Genomic DNA, 16,657 nt, shown 5'->3' with positions numbered 1-16,657 from the left:
CATGAAACAGCGCGCAGGCAATGCGCATAAGCAGCCCGACTCACCGCGTGCTCCGCGTTTTTTCAGGCAAGGCTCAAGCCTTGCGGAGCACGTGACGTAATACATGCAAGCATCGCAGTACGCGTCGAGCCACCTATAAGCGTTCGCGACCCGCCCGGCCAGGCGGAGCGTGCGCGACACAAGAACGGCATACGAGGAAAATCCGATGAAACTCGGGTATGGCAGCACATGGACCGTCGTACTCGCGGCGCTTGCGGCGAGCGCCCTGCAGATGCAGGCACACGCGCAGTCCCGCCCAGGCGGTTCGGCCGTCGGCGGCAATCCGATGGATTCGCTGCCGCAGATCAAGGCGCCCGACAAGGGGCCGAACGTGACCGTGCAAGTCGCGCCGCAAGCGCCCCAGCTCGAGGCATTGCTCGCCCGCCACATCACGCCGTCACGTGTTCAGGTGGAGGGCGTGAAGTCCGTTCCGTTCGACGACGTCGCCCAACGTTTCGCGCCGCTCGTCGGCAAGGACACGACCATCGGCGATCTGATCCAGGTCGCCAACGGCGTCACGAAGCTCTATCAGGACCGCGGCTTCGCGCTCTCGTTCGCGTTCATTCCGGCGCAAACCTTCGAAGGCGGCGTGGTGCGCGTGACGGTAGTGGAAGGCTACGTGTCCGCGGTCAAGGTGACGGGCAAGGCCGGCGCCGTGGAAGACAAGATCCGCGCGATCGCCGATCACATCACTGCCGACCGGCCGTTGCGGCGCGCCACCTTCGAGCGCTACGTGAACGTGCTCGGCCTGCTGCCGGGCGTGAAAGTCGCGGCCAACGTGCCGCCGCCGCAGAACACCGACGGCGCCACCACGCTCGAACTGAACGTGGAGCGCAAGCCATTCGACGTCAGCACCGGCATCGATTTCAATCACCCCGGCGTGCAAGGCTTGCTGACCGCCACCGAAAACGGACTGACCTCGTTCGGCGAACAGTTGAGCGTGTCGGCCTTGCTGCCGAAGGGGCGTGACAACGTCACCTATCTCGCCGCCCACGGTGCGGTGCCGATCGGCAGCAACGGGCTGATCGCGAAGATCGACGCCTCGCACTATCGCGGCAATCCGACCGACAATCCCGGCCTTCCCTCTTCCATCGAACGCACGGTCATCAACGACAAGGTGGGCGGCTCGCTGGCGTATCCGATCCTCTTGAGCAACACACAAAGCGTGATCGGCACGGCCTCGGTCTATGCGTCGCACGATGAGGATCGCTACCATAACCAGGACACCGGTGCGCAGCTCGGCTTCCGCTCGCAAGTACGGGTCATGCAGTTGCAGGCCGACTACACCAGCGTGCAGACCGGCCAGGTGCGCCGCGCGAGTGTGAACGTGGCGAAGGCGTTCGACATTCTGGGCGCATCGAAATCCGGCGACTCTAATGTGCCGGGTTCGCCCGTCACCAATCCGGCGTCGATCAATTTCGTGCGCACCGGCGCCAGCTTTTCGCAAACCAACGAGTGGCCGTTGAAGATCGGCACAGCGGTCTCGCTGACCGGTCAGTACAGCGGCGTGTCGCTGCCGACTTCGGAACAGATCTCGTTCGGCGCGCAGCGTTTTGCGCAAGGCTATCAGCCCGGCGAAGCATCGGGCGATTCGGGCTGGGGCATGATGCTGGAAGTCAACCGTGCGTTCACGCCCGGCTTCACCTATCTGCGCACGCTCACACCCTATGTCTCGTTCGACATGGCGCGCGTCTATCTGCATGCGGGCACGCCGTCGCCTTCGAAGCTTTCGTCGATTGCCTTCGGCTTCCGTATCTCGGATGCGAAGTACTACAGCCTGGATCTGTCGGTGGCCAAAGCGATTGGCGACGCACCGGTGGAAAGCGCGTCACGCAGTCCGCGCATCAACGCGACATTCTCGTACCAGCTGAACTGATCCGCAAAAGTGCCGCGTGCTGATTAGAGGGTCCACTATCAAACGGCACGCGCACTTTCACGTATTCTGCGCTGACGATGTTGCGACCGGCGGCGCGCAAGCCGCATTCCGCGGGTGGCGCATCAGGGAAATAGAAATAGAATCTGAAGGACCAGGCATCACGGCGGATAGGTCCGAAGAACGCCCGGATGCCCCAGACGCCGATAACGCCGCGCGACCATGATCGCGCCGTCTTTAATCAAGGAGGAAGACAATGACACAATTCACTCAACGCGCTCGCGCAATGGCGCTTCGCACGGTCAAACATGCCGCGCTCGCCGGCGTACTGCTCGCCAGCGCCGTGACGGCTATGGCGCAGGCCGACAGCCCCGTAGGCACGTGGCAAACCATCGACGATCACACCGGCCAGCCGAAAGCGCTCGTGCAGATCGCGCAGGACGGCAGCGGTTCGCTCAGCGGCAAGGTGATCAAGGGGCTCGGCGCCAACGACCAGCCGGATCGCCGCTGCACGGCATGCACCGACGCGCGCAAGGATCAGCCGATCCTCGGCATGACGATCATCAGCGATATGAAAAGGGATGGCGACGCCTGGGACCACGGGCAGATTCTCGACCCGGAAAACGGCAAGGTCTACAAGTGCAAGATGCACCTGGAAGACGGTGGCAACAAACTGGTCGTGCGTGGCTATATTGGCGTCTCGCTGCTCGGCCGCTCGCAGACGTGGGTGCGTCAGCAATGATGCGCGGGTAGTTCAGATTTGATACCCTGACGCGACGCGGCTCCGGCCGGGCTCATAGCCACCGGCGCGTTGGGGCTTGCGTTGGGGCTTCTGCAGAGCCCTGGCAAAACCCCTTGAACCGGCCGACGATCGCAATCGTTCGACCGGTTCTTTTGCCTGAAGGCACCCGGTTGAGTCGGTCATGCAGCGTGCTTGAAGGGCGAATTGAACGCGAACGGTGATGACGGCAGCGGCTGCGGCGATGCCGGGCTGTACACCGCCGGTGCGACAACCGGCGCCTTTTCCGCCTCCACGCTTTTCTGTTCCGCATTCACATGCGAACGCATGCGCGCTTCCATCAGCGCGCAAAGCTCTTCGCTCGCCGCGCCGAACAGTTGTTCCATCACGCGTTTGAGCACGCCGGATTCATACCACGCCTTGAAGCGCCGATGGCAGGTTTGATAGGAGGGGTATCGACGCGGCATGGCGGACCAGGTGGCGCCGCTGTACATGACCCACAGCACGCCGTTGAGCACCGAGCGCGTATTGGCGAGCGGCCGGCCACGCAGTTCCGAGCGCGGACGCAGTTCCGGCAGCAGCGGTGCGATACGTTGCCATTCTTCGTCGTTGATATCACGATGGGGATTCATGGTTTCTCCTTTGTCAGAACGTTGACAAAAGATATCCAGTCGTCCGCAGCCGGAAAATAAGACCAGTCCGAATCTTGAAAATACGCCGAGTAAAGGCACCCCGTCGGCCGACGCAGCGCGACGATCTATCGCAAAAGCGCGCCGGCCTTGCCTGGCGGCGCCTCAGGTCAACGACGTGTCGACGATCCGCCGTGGCGCGTCGAGGTATTCCTTCGACTGCATTTCGACGATGCGCGACACCGTGCGCGCGAATTCGTTGGCCATCGGACCGTCGACATACAGTTGCTCGGGCGGCACCGCGGCGGACATCAGCAGCTTCACCTTGTGGTCGTAGAACACGTCGATCAGCCAGGTGAAGCGGCGCGCTTCCGAGGCCATACGCGCCGACATCTGCGGTACGCCGGAGAGGACCACGGCGTGAAAACGGCTCGCCAGTTCCAGATAGTCGTTCTGCGAGCGCGGACCACCGCACAACGTGGCGAAGTCGAACCACACCACACCGTCGGCACGGCGCAGCGCCTTCAACTCGCGTTTTTCGATATGCAGGATCGGGCTTTCGTCCGGGACCGCGGCAAGGCGCCCGAACGCGTCGCGCAACGCCTTGTCGGCGGCGGCGCCAAGCGGCGTGTGATACACCTCGACTTGAGCCAGCGTGCGTTGCCGGTAGTCGATGCCGGCGTCGACGTTGATCACGTCGAGCTTTTCCTTGATGAGTTCGATCGCCGGCAGCATCCGGTCGCGATGCAGTCCGTCCGGATACAGCGTGTCCGGATCGTAGTTGGACGTCATCACGAACTGCACGCCGTTTTCGAACAGCTTGTCGAGCAGGCGGTACAGGATCATGGCGTCGGCGATATCCGACACGTGGAATTCGTCGAAACAGATCAGGCGGTAACGCTTCGCAATCCGGCGCGCGAGTTCGTCGAGCGGATCGGCCGTGCCCTTCAGTTCTTCCAGTTCGCGATGCACTTCGCGCATGAACTCGTGGAAATGCAGACGCGTTTTGCGCTGCACCGGCACGATCATGTAGAAACTGTCCATCAGGAAGCTCTTGCCGCGCCCTACGCCGCCCCACATATACACGCCGCGCGGCAGATCCGGATGGATGATCAGCTTCTTGAACGCGTTCGAGCGGCGCGACTTGTACTCGGTCCACTCTTCATAGCACCGCTGCAGACGGTCGACCGCCGCGCGTTGCGCCGGGTCCGATTGGTAACCCCGCGTCTGCAGTTCTTTTTCGTAGTATTCGGTGACGTTCATGTTGTGCTGCAAATAGAAAGGCGGGAGGGAGTGAACCCGCCCGCCTTTGTGGTAATGCCGGAGTACTGTCAGTCAGGCGTGCGCGTGATTACATGTTCAGCGCGCGCTTGTCGACAGCGAGTGCCGCCTCGCGCATGACTTCCGACAGCGACGGGTGCGGATGGCAAATGCGGCCGATGTCTTCCGAAGCCGCCTTGAATTCCATCGCCACCACGGCTTCCGCGATCAGGTCCGATGCGTTCGCCGAGATGATGTGCACGCCGAGCAGTTCGTCGGTCTTCGCGTCGGCGATCATCTTGACGAAACCATCTGCCTTGTTGATGCCGAGTGCGCGGCCGTTCGCCATGAACGGGAACTGGCCCGTCTTGATCTCGCGGCCTTCAGCCTTCAGCTGCTGTTCCGTCTTGCCGACCCACGCGATTTCCGGTTCGGTGTAGATCACCCACGGAATGCAGTTGTAGTCGATATGCGGCTTCTGACCGTCGATGATTTCAGCGACCAGTACGCCTTCGTCTTCCGCCTTGTGCGCGAGCATCGGGCCACGCACCACGTCGCCGATCGCGTACACGTTCGGCACCGCCGTCGCGCAATGCTCGTCCACGTCGATGAAGCCGCGCTCGTTCGCCTTCAGGCCGATCGCTTCGAGGCCGAGATTGTCGGTGTTCGGCACGCGGCCGATCGACACGATCAGGCGATCGGCTTCGAGCGTCTGCGCGTTGCCGTCCTTGTCCGTGTAGGCGATCGTCACGCCGCTGTCGGTCGTCTTCACTTCGCCGACCTTCACGCCGACGTGGATGTCCAGACCCTGCTTCTTGAACTGCTTGGCCGCTTCTTTCGCGAGCGCCTGGTCGGCCGCGCCGAGGAATTCCGGCAGCGCTTCGAGCACGGTCACTTCCGCGCCCAGACGGCGCCACACCGAACCCAGTTCCAGACCGATCACGCCAGCGCCGATCACAGCCAGCTTTTTCGGCGTGGATTCGAAGCTCAGCGCGCCTTCGTTGTCGGCGACGATCCTGTTGTCGACCGGAATGTTCGGCAGATGGCGTGCCTTCGAACCCGTGGCGATGATCACGTTCTTTGCCGTGACCGTTTCCGTTTCACCCTCGCCGCTCACTTCGATCTGCACGCCGGCGTCCGTCTTGCCGGTGAACTTGCCGTGGCCCTTGAGCCACGTGATCTTGTTCTTGCGGAACAGGAATTCGATGCCCTTCGTCATCTTCTCGACGATGCCTTCTTTGCGGGCCATCATCTTCGCGATATCGACCTTCACGTTTTCCACGGAGATGCCGTGGTCAGCGAGGTGATGCGACGCGTTCTCAAATTCTTCCGACGACGCGAGCAGCGCCTTCGACGGAATGCAACCCACGTTCAGACACGTGCCGCCGAGCTTCAGCGCGCCGGCCGGGTTCTTCCATTTTTCGATACATGCGACGGTCTTGCCGAGCTGCGCTGCGCGGATGGCGGCGATATAACCACCAGGGCCTGCGCCGATCACGACGACGTCAAATTCTTTGGACATGACAATCCTTTTGATGGCGGAACGGCGCGCGGCCACGCTTCGCGGCGCGCGCCGTTCCTGTACTGCGGAATGCGAAAGACGTGATGCTTACCCGTTGCTTATATGGTGCCGGCTTGCACGATGACAAGCCGGCACCATCCGAACCGGCGCTTACAGGTCGAGCAGCAGGCGAGCCGGATCTTCCAGCGCATCCTTCATGGCGACCAGCGACAGCACCGCTTCGCGACCGTCGATGATGCGGTGGTCGTACGACAGCGCCAGATAGTTCATCGGGCGGATCACGATCTGGCCGTTTTCGACCACGGCGCGTTCCTTCGTGGCGTGCACGCCCAGAATCGCGGATTGCGGCGGGTTGATGATCGGGGTCGACAGCATCGAACCGAACACGCCACCGTTCGAGATCGAGAACGTGCCGCCGGTCATTTCTTCGATCGACAGCTTGCCGTCTTTCGCCTTCTGGCCGAATTCAGCAATCTTCTTCTCGATTTCAGCGAGGCTCAGCTGATCCGCGTTGCGCAGGATCGGCACCACCAGACCGCGCGGCGAACCGACAGCGATACCGATGTCGAAGTAGCCGTGATAGACGATATCGTTACCGTCGATCGACGCGTTCACCAGCGGGAACTTCTTCAGCGCGTGGACCGCCGCCTTCACGAAGAACGACATGAAGCCGAGCTTCACGCCATGTTCCTTTTCGAACTTGTCTTTGTACTTGTTGCGCAGGTCCATGACCGGCGCCATGTTCACTTCGTTGAACGTGGTGAGAATGGCGTTGGTTTGCTGCGACTCGAGCAGACGTTCGGCGATACGCGCACGCAGACGCGACATCGGCACGCGTTGTTCCGGACGGTCCTTCAGCCATTGCTCAGCCGAGGCCGGCGCCTTGACGTCCGGCAGCGACGGCTTCGCTGCCTTCGGTGCGGCGGCCGGAGCCGGGGCGGCAGCCTTCGCAGCCGGTGCGCCCGCGGTCAGCACGTCGCCCTTGGTGATGCGGCCGTCGCGGCCCGTGCCGGCGACGTCGCCCGCGCCCAGACCCTTCTCGGCCATCAGCTTGCCGGCGGCCGGCGAAGCAGCGGTGTTCGCACCCGTTGCGGATGCGGCTTGAGCCGCCGGAGCCGGTGCAGCGGCGGGTGCCGGTGCGGCTTGCGGAGCGGGCTTGACTTCGGCTTCGACAGCAGCGGCGCTTGCCGTGCCTTCGGTGTCGATCTTGGCGATCACCTGATCAGCCGTGACGGTGTCGCCGTCGTTCGCGATGACTTGCGCGAGCACGCCGGCCGAGGGTGCCGGCACTTCGAGCACGACCTTGTCGGTCTCGATTTCGATGAGAATTTCGTCTTGAGCAACAGCCTCGCCGGGCTTCTTCTTCCACTGCAGCATGGTGGCTTCCGAAACCGACTCGGAAAGCTGGGGGACCTTGACTTCAACAATAGCCATTATGAATATCCTGAATACGTATCGGGTGACGGCGCGCGATCTGGGGACCCTACGACCGCCTGCGAACCTCGAATGCCGCACCTGATCTTTCCGGATGCGGCACGGGAAAGCGCACTGCGCTTTCCCGGTTCGGCTCTAGTGTTTATTTAGCGATCGACGCGCTCTTGAGGCGGCCGAAAGCGCCTTCGACCAGCGCCTTCTGCTGCTCGTAGTGCTTCGCGTAATAGCCGACTGCCGGCGAGGCCGAAGCCGGACGTCCGCTGTATGCCAGCTTCTGCCCTTCCTTCATGCCGTCCTTCAGGTGGTGCTCGATGTAGAACCACGGGCCCTGATTCTGCGGCTCGTCCTGCACCCAGACCACTTCGGTCGCGTTGTCGTACTTCTTCATTTCCGCTTCGAACTGCTTGTGCGCGAACGGATAGAGCTGTTCGATACGGATGATCGCGACGTCGTTCGACTTCGATTCACGGCGATGTGCGAGCAGGTCGTAGTACACGCGGCCCGAGCACACGACCACGCGCTTGACCTTCTTCGCGTCGATGGCTTCGTCGATTTCGCCGAGGATCGGCTGGAACGCGCCCTTCGCCAGTTCCGACAGATCCGACACGGCTTCCTTGTGGCGCAGCAGCGACTTCGGCGTGGCGACGATCAGCGGCTTGCGGAACAGGCGGATCATCTGACGGCGCAGCAGGTGGAAAATCTGCGCCGGCGTGGTCGGTTGAACGACCTGCATGTTGTGATCCGCGCACAGTTGCAGGAAACGCTCGATACGTGCGGACGAGTGTTCCGGACCCTGGCCTTCGTAGCCGTGCGGCAGCAGCATGGTGAGACCCGAAACACGGCCCCACTTCACTTCGCCCGACGAGATGAACTGGTCGATCACGACTTGCGCGCCGTTCACGAAGTCGCCGAACTGCGCTTCCCATGCAACGAACGTATTCGGCTCAGCGGTCGAATAACCGTATTCGAAGCCCAGCACCGCTTCTTCCGACAGCACCGAGTCGATCACCGTGAACTTCGCCTGACCTTCGGCGATGTTTTGCAGCGGCACGTACGTGCCGTCGTTCCAGCGTTCGCGGTTCTGATCGTGCAGCACCGCGTGACGGTGCGTGAACGTGCCGCGGCCCGAGTCCTGGCCGGTCAGGCGAACTGCATAGCCCGAGGCGACCAGCGACGCGAATGCCAGGTGTTCGCCCATGCCCCAGTCGAGCTTCGCTTCACCACGGCCCATCGCGCGACGGTCGTTGATGACGCGCTCGACCAGGGGGTGAACCTTGAAGTTTTCCGGAATCGTGGTGATGCGTTCAGCAAGGCGCTTCAGTTCCGCGAGCGGCACTGCGGTATCGGCAGCGTCGGTCCACTTGCGGTTCAGGAACGGCACCCAATCCACCGCGTACTTGCTCTTGTAGTTCGAGAGCACCGGGTCGACCGTGTGATGGCCTTCGTCCATCGCCTTGCGGTAGGCCTTGACGTATTCGTCTGCGTCGGCCGCCGTGATCACGCCTTGCTGCACCAGCTTTTCAGCGTACAGCGCGCGCGTGCCCGGGTGCTTCGCAATGGTCTTGTACATCAGCGGCTGCGTGACAGCCGGCGTGTCCTGCTCGTTGTGACCCAGCTTGCGGAAGCAGACGATGTCGACGACGACGTCTTTGTGGAACTGCATGCGGAAGTCGATTGCCAGCTGCGTAGCCAGCACCACCGCTTCAGGATCGTCGCCGTTCACGTGCAGCACCGGCGCTTCGATCATCTTGACGACGTCCGAGCAATACAACGTGGAGCGCGAGTCGCGCGGATCCGACGTCGTGAAGCCGATCTGGTTGTTGATGACGATATGCAGCGTGCCGTGCGTGCCGTAACCGCGCGTTTGCGCGAGGTTCAGCGTTTCCATCACCACGCCCTGGCCCGCGAAGGCCGCGTCGCCGTGGATCTGCACCGGCAGCACTTGCAGGCCGCTGTCGTCGCCGCGGCGGTCCATACGTGCCTTGGCCGAACCTTCGACCACCGGGTTGACGATTTCGAGGTGCGACGGGTTGAACGCGAGCGACAGGTGAACCGGGCCGCCTTCGGTCGAGACGTCCGACGAGAAACCCTTGTGGTACTTCACGTCGCCGGCCGGCAGGTCGTCGACGTGCTTGCCTTCGAATTCGGCGAACAGGTCGGCCGGCATCTTGCCGAGCGTATTGACCAGCACGTTCAGACGGCCACGGTGAGCCATGCCGATGACGATTTCCTGAACGCCGTTGGCGCCGCCGTGACGCACGACTTCGTCCATCGACGCGATGAAGCTTTCGCCGCCTTCGAGCGAGAAGCGTTTCTGGCCGACGTACTTGGTGTGCAGGAAGCGCTCGAGGCCTTCAGCGGCCGTCAGGCGATTGAGGATGTGCTTTTTCTTTTCGTTCGAGAAGTTCGGCGTGGAACGGATCGATTCGAGCTTCTCTTTCCACCAGCGCTTCTGTTCCGGATCGCTGATGTACATGTACTCGGCGCCGATCGTGCCGCAGTACGTGTCGCGCAATGCCTTGACGATCTCGCGCAGCGAAGCGCGCTCGAATCCGAAATACAGATTCGTGGCGCTGAACTCCTGGTCCATGTCGGCTTCGGTGAAGTCGTAGAACGCGGGTTCGAGTTCGGGAATGGCGGGACGTTCGCGGCGCTTCAGGGGATCGAGATTGGCCCATTGCGAGCCGAGGAAGCGATATGCGCCGATGAGGGACTGCACATAAACCTGCTTGCGAGCGGTAGCGAGATCTTCGCCGCCACCTGCTCCGCGCGGGATGAAGGCATTAGCCTTGGCCCGTTGAGCAAACGATTCGACGATCGGGCCGTGGGCCACGTCGTTGGCATTGCTGCCATCCGATGCCGGGACGTTCTGCAATGCGTCGAAATAGCTGCGCCAGTTCTCGGGCACTGACGCCGGATTATCGAGATACGCTTCGTACATTTCTTCTACGTACGGAGCATTGCCGCCGAACAGGTAAGAGTTCGACTGGAATTGCTTCATCATTTTTACGCTCACCTTTCTTCGAGTTTCTCGAGAAATAGCGGGTTACAGAACCTTCCGCGACACGGCCTGACCGTTTAGCGGATTGCGCGAATCAAGTCTTGCTTGGAAGGACCTAAAACTTTGCACCCGGGGAGCATATCACAGAACGGATAGTGCACATAGCAGACGGACCGGCGCCAGAGCCCGCCGGGACGGGTTTTGCGGGCCGTTTCGAGAATTTGCAAGAGTGCATGACGGCACGCGCAACGATCGCGTGCAAGTCGCCTCCGCCGCCTGTCGATCAATTCATCCGCGACAGGACGAGAGGCGGTACCGATGGGAACCCGCCGACTGCGCGCGACCGCGGCTCAGCACAAACCCCGCCGCCCGACCGCCCCATGCCCGAACCCCATGAATTGCCGCAACATTTCGGACTCAACCACTCCGGACTCCGAGCCCCGGCGTGGACAAATCTGGACCACGGGCCGGCAAACGCAAGCTGTCACAGCTGGCAGGTAAACGAAAGAAGCCGTTCCGGACTTGTCCGGAACGGCTTCCTTTTATGCACGCGACACCGAGGCCAGTAACAGCACCGCCTCAAGCGCACCCGCGATCCCGCTTAGTCCACCGCGCCCTTACGGCTCGCGCTGCGGCGCTCATGTTCCTTCAGATAACGCTTGCGCAGACGGATGGACTGCGGCGTGACTTCGACCAGTTCGTCGTCGTCGATGAATTCGACCGCGTATTCCAGCGACATCTGGATCGGCGGCACGAGGCGCACCGCTTCGTCCGTACCCGACGAACGCACGTTGGTCAACTGCTTGCCCTTGATCGGGTTGACCACCAGGTCGTTGTCACGGCTGTGAATGCCGATGATCATGCCCTCATACAGCGGCTCGCCCGGCGACACGAACATGCGGCCGCGATCCTGCAGCTTCCACAATGCGTACGCGACTGCCGCGCCGTCGTCCTGCGAAATCAGCACGCCGTTGCGACGCTCGCCGACCGCGCCTTCCTTGACCGGCTGATACGAGTCGAACGTGTGGCTCATCAGACCCGTACCGCGCGTGAGCGTGAGGAATTCCGACTGGAAGCCGATCAGGCCACGCGCCGAAATACGGTACTCCAGACGCGTACGGCCACGGCCGTCCGACGCCATGTCGAGCATTTCACCCTTGCGGCGGCCCAGCTCTTCCATCACGCCGCCTTGATGGGCGTCTTCCATGTCGACCGTCAGGTTTTCGTACGGCTCGTGCTTCACCCCGTCCACTTCCGTCATCACCACGCGCGGACGCGACACGGCCAGCTCGTAGCCTTCGCGGCGCATGTTTTCCACCAGAATGGTCAGGTGCAGTTCACCGCGGCCCGCCACTTCGAACGTGGTTTCGTCGCCGGTTTCTTTCACGCGCAGCGCGACGTTGTGGTTCAGTTCCTTCATCAGGCGGTCACGGATCTGACGGCTCGTGACGAACTTGCCTTCGCGACCGGCCAGCGGCGACGAATTGACGAGGAAGTTCATGGTCAGCGTGGGTTCGTCCACGGTGATCATGGGCAGCGCTTCCGGTTGCTCCGGCGCGCAGATGGTCACGCCAATGCCGATTTCTTCGATGCCGTTGATCAGCACGATGTCGCCGGCTTCAGCCGAGTCGACCTGCACGCGCTCGAGGCCCTTGAACGACAGCACCTGGTTGATCTTGCGGTTCAGGATCGCGCCGTCGGGGCCCGAACGCACGGCGACCGCCATGCCCGGCTTGATGCGGCCGCGCGTGATACGGCCCACGCCGATACGGCCGACATACGACGAATAGTCCAGAGACGTGATCTGCAGTTGCAGCGGTGCGTCCGGATCGGCCGGACGAACCGGCACGTGTTGCAGCACGGCTTCGAACAGCGGGCGCATGTCGCCTTCGCGCACGTCCGGGGTCAAGCCTGCGTAGCCGTTCAGACCCGATGCGTAGACGATCGGAAAATCGAGTTGTTCGTCGGTTGCGCCCAGCTTGTCGAACAGGTCGAACGTCTGGTTGATCACCCAGTCGATCCGCGCGCCCGGACGGTCCACCTTGTTGATCACGACGATCGGCTTCAGGCCGAGCGCCAGTGCCTTCTTGGTCACGAAGCGCGTTTGCGGCATCGGGCCTTCGACGGCGTCGACCAGCAGCAGCACGGAGTCGACCATCGACAGCACGCGCTCCACTTCGCCGCCGAAGTCAGCGTGGCCCGGGGTGTCGACGATGTTGATGTGCGTGCCTTCATATTCGACCGCGCAGTTCTTCGACAGAATCGTGATACCGCGTTCTTTTTCGATGTCGTTCGAGTCCATCACGCGCTCGGCGATCTGCTGGTTGTCGCGGAACGTGGCGGTCTGGCGGAGAAGCTGGTCGACGAGCGTGGTCTTGCCGTGGTCGACGTGGGCAATGATGGCGATGTTGCGTAGGGCGCGAGTCATAGGAACCTGGAGACAGTTGAGTGCGCCAGCAAAGCAGCATTGTGTACGAAGCCAACAAAGCCCAAAGCGCACTTTTGGGAACCCAACATTATAGCACGCGCAAATGAAGCTTTCTGGTATTCCCTGATAGGCCGACCGGTTTCCACTGAGCGGCGCATCGGAAATGGAGCGTAAGCAGGCGGGCGAAACCCTACGCGAAACCGCGCGGATTGTCGCTTGAGCAGGAAAAGACCCTTGTCTAAGCTGTAATAACACTTGCCGCGTCAACGAACCGGCCACTATAATCCTGCCTAGTCAACCATTGCATTCGCACGAGAATCATGACCGAGCCGTCCTCTACACCTACGCCGGACGTCATCAGCGAGTATCAGTTTGGCGAAAGTGTCGGCTATCTGCTCTCGCGAGTGAAATCGACCATGTCGAACCTGATCAATCAGCGCAGCATGGCCGAATTGGGCATTACCAGCCAGCAGGGCAGCATCCTGTTCATGGTGGCGAGCGGCAAGTGCCTGCTGGCGGCCGAACTGGCCCGTGAATATGGTATCGACGCAAGCGCCATCACGCGTCTGATCGACCGGCTGGAAAAACGCGGCCTGCTCACGCGGATCCGCAGCAACGAGGACCGACGGGTCGTGCGCCTCGCGCTGACCCCGGAAGGTCTCGAGATCGCCGCCAGAATGCCGGCAATTTTCAATGGCGTGCTGGACAGTCTGCTTGGCGGCTTCACCCCGGAAGAAGTAGGTTTTCTGAAGAGCATGCTGCGCCGCGTGCTCGTCAACTCCGGCGAACAAACGGGACTAACCCGTGATGCAGCAAGCAATTTTGACAGTAAATCGTAAGAAATTGCTTGCAGTGTCCATCATTACATTCCACTCAAAGAGTCGAGCGATGAAATCCCTTTCCCTGTCCGCGTCCGCGCTTTCGAGCCGGGCCGCTGTCGCCGCCGCGGTGACGGCGCTCGCCCTCACGGGGTGCGCGAACTACTTCGGTATGAAAAGCGACAAGCAGATATCGTCGCCGGCCCAGTACGAGTCCGCGCAAAGCCTGCCCGCTCAGGGTGGTCAGTGGCCGTCGCTCGACTGGGCCAATCAGTTCGGCGACCCGCAACTGCCCAGGCTGATCGCGGAAGCGCTGGAAGGCAGCCCGTCGATCGCGCAGGCACAGGCGCGTATCGCCAAGGCCTCGTCCTATATCGAAAGCTCGCGCTCGGCGCTGTATCCGAAGGTCAACGGCAGCTATTCGTGGAATCGCGAGCTCTTCTCCGCGAACGCGCTCTACCCGCCTCCGTACGGCGGCACCTGGTATAGCGAGAACAATGTGCTCGCGAGCGCTTCGTGGGACCTCGACCTGTGGGGCAAGAATCGCCAGCGTCTGGGCCAGGCCGTGTCGCAGGAAAAGGCCGCCGAGGCCGACATGCAGCAGGCACGGGTGACGCTCGCGGCGTCGGTGGCCAGCACCTACAACCAGCTCGCGCAGCTGTACGCGTTGCGCGATATCGCCGCGCGTGAAATCGCCAACCGCGAGGATATCGGCCGCATCACCAACGGCCGCGTCACCGCCGGCCTCGACACCAATGTCGAGCGGCAAACCGCGAACGGCAACATCGCGACCAGCCAGGCCAATCTGACCGACCTCGACGGCCAGATCACGGTGGTGCGCTATCAGTTGGGCGCATTGCTCGGCAAGGGCCCGGATCGCGGCCTGCAGATCGCCCAGCCGACGCTGAGCCGCGGCGACGCCGTGGCGCTGCCGGACAATCTGCCCGCCGACCTCGTGGCGCGCCGCGCGGACATTGTCGCCGCGCGCTGGCAGGTCGAAGCCGCGATGCACGACGTGAAGGAAGCGAAAGCCGAGTTCTTCCCGGACGTCAACCTCGCCGCCGGTTTCGGCTTCGACGCGTTCGGCTGGGGCCGCTTCCTCACCTCGGCCAGCCGGCAGATCCAGTTCGGGCCGGCCATCCACCTGCCGATCTTCGACGCCGGCGCGCTGCGCTCGCAACTGCGAGGCCGCTACGCCGACTTCGAACTGGACGTGGCGAACTACAACCAGACGCTGATCAACGCCCTCTCGGACGTCGCGACGCAAGTGTCGTCCATCAGGTCGATCGACCAGCAGCAGGGCGACGCACAGCGCGCGCTCGACGCCTCGACCAAGGCGTATCAACTGGCGGTGATCCGGTACAAGGCCGGCCTGTCGCCGCAGTTGCAGGTGTTGACCGCCGACCAGAACCGCCTCGCCGCCGAACAGACGGTAACCAGCCTGAAGATGCGCCGCCGCGATATGCAGATCGGCCTCATCAAGGCGCTCGGCGGCGGTTTCGACGCGACGCAGACCGGTCTCGTGGTGCCGACCGACGCCCCGGCATCGGCGGCCACCGCGACCGCAGCGGCCAATTGAGCGCGTGAACCACGGCCCGCTCGACACCCGCACGAACACCCGCACGAACATCCGAATAAACGACGACGTCTGAGAGAACCCGGAGCACATCAATGAGCACTCCCCAGCAGCCCGCGGCTACCAACACACAGCCGGCACAACCGGCGAACAACGGCAAACGCAAGCGCATGATGACGCTGCTTGTGATCGTGATCCTGATCGCCGCGATCGCTTACGGCCTGTACTACTTCCTCGTCGCGCGCTTCCACGAAGACACCGACGACGCCTACGTGAACGGCAACGTCGTCCAGATCACGCCGCAAGTCACCGGCACGGTCGTGGCCGTGAACGCGGACGACACGCAAACGGTGAAGGCCGGCGACCCGCTCGTCGTGCTCGATCCGGCCGACGCCCGCGTCGCGCTGGAACAGGCTGAAGCGAATCTCGCGCAGACGGTGCGCCAGGTGCGCGGCCTGTTCGCCGACGACAATCAATACCAGGCGCAAGTGGCCCAGCGCCAGTCCGATCTGTCGCGCGCCCAGGACGACCTGAAGCGCCGTCTGACGGTCGCGCAAACCGGCGCCGTGTCGCAGGAAGAAATCTCGCATGCCCGCGACGCCGTGAAGAGCGCGCAAGCCGCCGTCGACGCCGCCCAGCAGCAACTGGCGTCGAACCGCGCGCTGACCGCCAACACCACGATCGCGAATCACCCGAACGTGCAGGCCGCCGCGGCCAAGGTCCGCGACGCGTACCTGAGCAACGCGCGCAACAACCTGCCGGCGCCGGTCACGGGCTACGTGGCGAAACGCTCGGTGCAGGTCGGCCAGCGCGTCTCGCCGGGCACCCCGCTGATGGCGATCGTGCCGCTCGGCGGCGTGTGGGTCGACGCGAACTTCAAGGAAGTGCAGCTCAAGCACATGCGCATCGGCCAGCCGGTCGAACTGACGGCCGACGTGTACGGCTCGTCGGTGGTGTTTCACGGCAAGGTGGTCGGCTTCTCGGCGGGCACGGGTTCGGCGTTCTCGCTGCTGCCCGCGCAGAACGCCACCGGCAACTGGATCAAGGTGGTGCAGCGTCTGCCGGTGCGGATCGCGCTCGATCCCAAAGAACTCGAACAGCACCCGCTGCGTATCGGCCTGTCGATGCAAGCCGACGTGACCATCAAGGACGACAACGGCGGCCAGCTCGGCGAGGCACCGAACACGGTCTATCAGACCAACGTGTTCGAGAAATACGGCGACCAGGCCGACGCGGAAATCGCCCGCATCATTTCGGAAAACGCAGGCCCGAACGGCGGCTCGCAGAAGTCGGCCCAGGCCGGCGGCGCGAAGCCTGCCGCTGCGAAGCTGATGTAAG

At 62.7% G+C, this 16,657-nt stretch carries 11 protein-coding genes; 5 read left to right on the top strand and 6 right to left on the bottom strand.

Going from position 1 to position 16,657, the window contains the following annotated elements; translation table 11 throughout:
* Positions 1-205 precede the first annotated feature (205 nt).
* Entirely contained in the window at positions 206-1,915 is a 1,710-nt protein-coding gene (locus BXE_RS08070; protein WP_011487859.1) for a ShlB/FhaC/HecB family hemolysin secretion/activation protein, read from the top strand.
* Between the two features lie 253 nt (positions 1,916-2,168).
* The gene (locus BXE_RS08065; protein ID WP_011487858.1) at positions 2,169-2,654 is read left to right on the top strand and encodes a DUF2147 domain-containing protein; all 486 of its coding nucleotides are present in this window, start codon (positions 2,169-2,171) and stop codon (positions 2,652-2,654) included.
* A gap of 179 nt (positions 2,655-2,833) precedes the next feature.
* Here the strand turns inward: BXE_RS08065 and BXE_RS08060 are convergent, their stop codons facing one another.
* The 6 genes from BXE_RS08060 to typA all read right to left on the bottom strand — a co-directional run bounded on the left by BXE_RS08060 (position 2,834) and on the right by typA (position 12,925).
* Complete coding sequence (locus BXE_RS08060; RefSeq protein ID WP_007182282.1) at positions 2,834-3,283, bottom strand: transposase; 450 nt, start codon at positions 3,281-3,283, stop codon at positions 2,834-2,836.
* Positions 3,284-3,445: 162 nt separating this feature from the next.
* Positions 3,446-4,543, bottom strand: coding sequence for a cell division protein ZapE (gene zapE, locus BXE_RS08055; RefSeq protein ID WP_011487857.1), 1,098 nt, complete (start codon positions 4,541-4,543; stop codon positions 3,446-3,448).
* Positions 4,544-4,631: 88 nt separating this feature from the next.
* Positions 4,632-6,062 carry a dihydrolipoyl dehydrogenase gene (lpdA, locus tag BXE_RS08050; RefSeq protein WP_011487856.1) on the bottom strand — a complete coding sequence of 477 codons (1,431 nt, stop codon included), beginning with the start codon at positions 6,060-6,062 and terminating at the stop codon, positions 4,632-4,634.
* A 150-nt stretch (positions 6,063-6,212) separates the two neighbouring features.
* On the bottom strand, positions 6,213-7,496 hold the full coding sequence (odhB, locus tag BXE_RS08045) for a 2-oxoglutarate dehydrogenase complex dihydrolipoyllysine-residue succinyltransferase (protein ID WP_011487855.1): 1,284 nt from the start codon (positions 7,494-7,496) through the stop codon (positions 6,213-6,215).
* A 142-nt stretch (positions 7,497-7,638) separates the two neighbouring features.
* Positions 7,639-10,500 (bottom strand): 2-oxoglutarate dehydrogenase E1 component, encoded by a 2,862-nt coding sequence (locus BXE_RS08040; protein WP_011487854.1) that lies wholly within the window; start codon positions 10,498-10,500, stop codon positions 7,639-7,641.
* 598 nt (positions 10,501-11,098) lie between these two features.
* Positions 11,099-12,925: a translational GTPase TypA gene (typA, locus tag BXE_RS08035; RefSeq protein WP_011487853.1), complete on the bottom strand. Its 1,827-nt coding sequence runs from the start codon at positions 12,923-12,925 to the stop codon at positions 11,099-11,101.
* A gap of 320 nt (positions 12,926-13,245) precedes the next feature.
* On the opposite strand from typA, the gene BXE_RS08030 reads away from it, so the two are divergent.
* The 3 genes from BXE_RS08030 (at position 13,246) to BXE_RS08020 (ending at position 16,656) form a co-directional block, all read left to right on the top strand.
* Positions 13,246-13,764: a MarR family winged helix-turn-helix transcriptional regulator gene (locus BXE_RS08030; protein ID WP_011487852.1), complete on the top strand. Its 519-nt coding sequence runs from the start codon at positions 13,246-13,248 to the stop codon at positions 13,762-13,764.
* Between the two features lie 49 nt (positions 13,765-13,813).
* Positions 13,814-15,322 carry an efflux transporter outer membrane subunit gene (locus BXE_RS08025; protein WP_011487851.1) on the top strand — a complete coding sequence of 503 codons (1,509 nt, stop codon included), beginning with the start codon at positions 13,814-13,816 and terminating at the stop codon, positions 15,320-15,322.
* A 92-nt stretch (positions 15,323-15,414) separates the two neighbouring features.
* Positions 15,415-16,656 carry an EmrA/EmrK family multidrug efflux transporter periplasmic adaptor subunit gene (locus BXE_RS08020; RefSeq protein WP_011487850.1) on the top strand — a complete coding sequence of 414 codons (1,242 nt, stop codon included), beginning with the start codon at positions 15,415-15,417 and terminating at the stop codon, positions 16,654-16,656.
* Position 16,657 lies beyond the last annotated feature (1 nt).

This window comes from Paraburkholderia xenovorans LB400 (assembly GCF_000013645.1).
GTDB lineage: Bacteria > Pseudomonadota > Gammaproteobacteria > Burkholderiales > Burkholderiaceae > Paraburkholderia > Paraburkholderia xenovorans.
This window is presented reverse-complemented; position numbering and strand designations above follow the sequence as displayed.

Coding starts and splice junctions, on each gene's coding strand:
- BXE_RS08020 (WP_011487850.1), top strand. CDS start 15,415: ATGAGCACTCCCCAGCAGCCCGCGGCTACCAACACACAGCCGGCACAA.
- odhB (WP_011487855.1), bottom strand. CDS start 7,496: ATGGCTATTGTTGAAGTCAAGGTCCCCCAGCTTTCCGAGTCGGTTTCG.
- BXE_RS08065 (WP_011487858.1), top strand. CDS start 2,169: ATGACACAATTCACTCAACGCGCTCGCGCAATGGCGCTTCGCACGGTC.
- lpdA (WP_011487856.1), bottom strand. CDS start 6,062: ATGTCCAAAGAATTTGACGTCGTCGTGATCGGCGCAGGCCCTGGTGGT.
- BXE_RS08030 (WP_011487852.1), top strand. CDS start 13,246: ATGACCGAGCCGTCCTCTACACCTACGCCGGACGTCATCAGCGAGTAT.
- BXE_RS08070 (WP_011487859.1), top strand. CDS start 206: ATGAAACTCGGGTATGGCAGCACATGGACCGTCGTACTCGCGGCGCTT.
- typA (WP_011487853.1), bottom strand. CDS start 12,925: ATGACTCGCGCCCTACGCAACATCGCCATCATTGCCCACGTCGACCAC.
- zapE (WP_011487857.1), bottom strand. CDS start 4,543: ATGAACGTCACCGAATACTACGAAAAAGAACTGCAGACGCGGGGTTAC.
- BXE_RS08060 (WP_007182282.1), bottom strand. CDS start 3,283: ATGAATCCCCATCGTGATATCAACGACGAAGAATGGCAACGTATCGCA.
- BXE_RS08040 (WP_011487854.1), bottom strand. CDS start 10,500: ATGATGAAGCAATTCCAGTCGAACTCTTACCTGTTCGGCGGCAATGCT.
- BXE_RS08025 (WP_011487851.1), top strand. CDS start 13,814: ATGAAATCCCTTTCCCTGTCCGCGTCCGCGCTTTCGAGCCGGGCCGCT.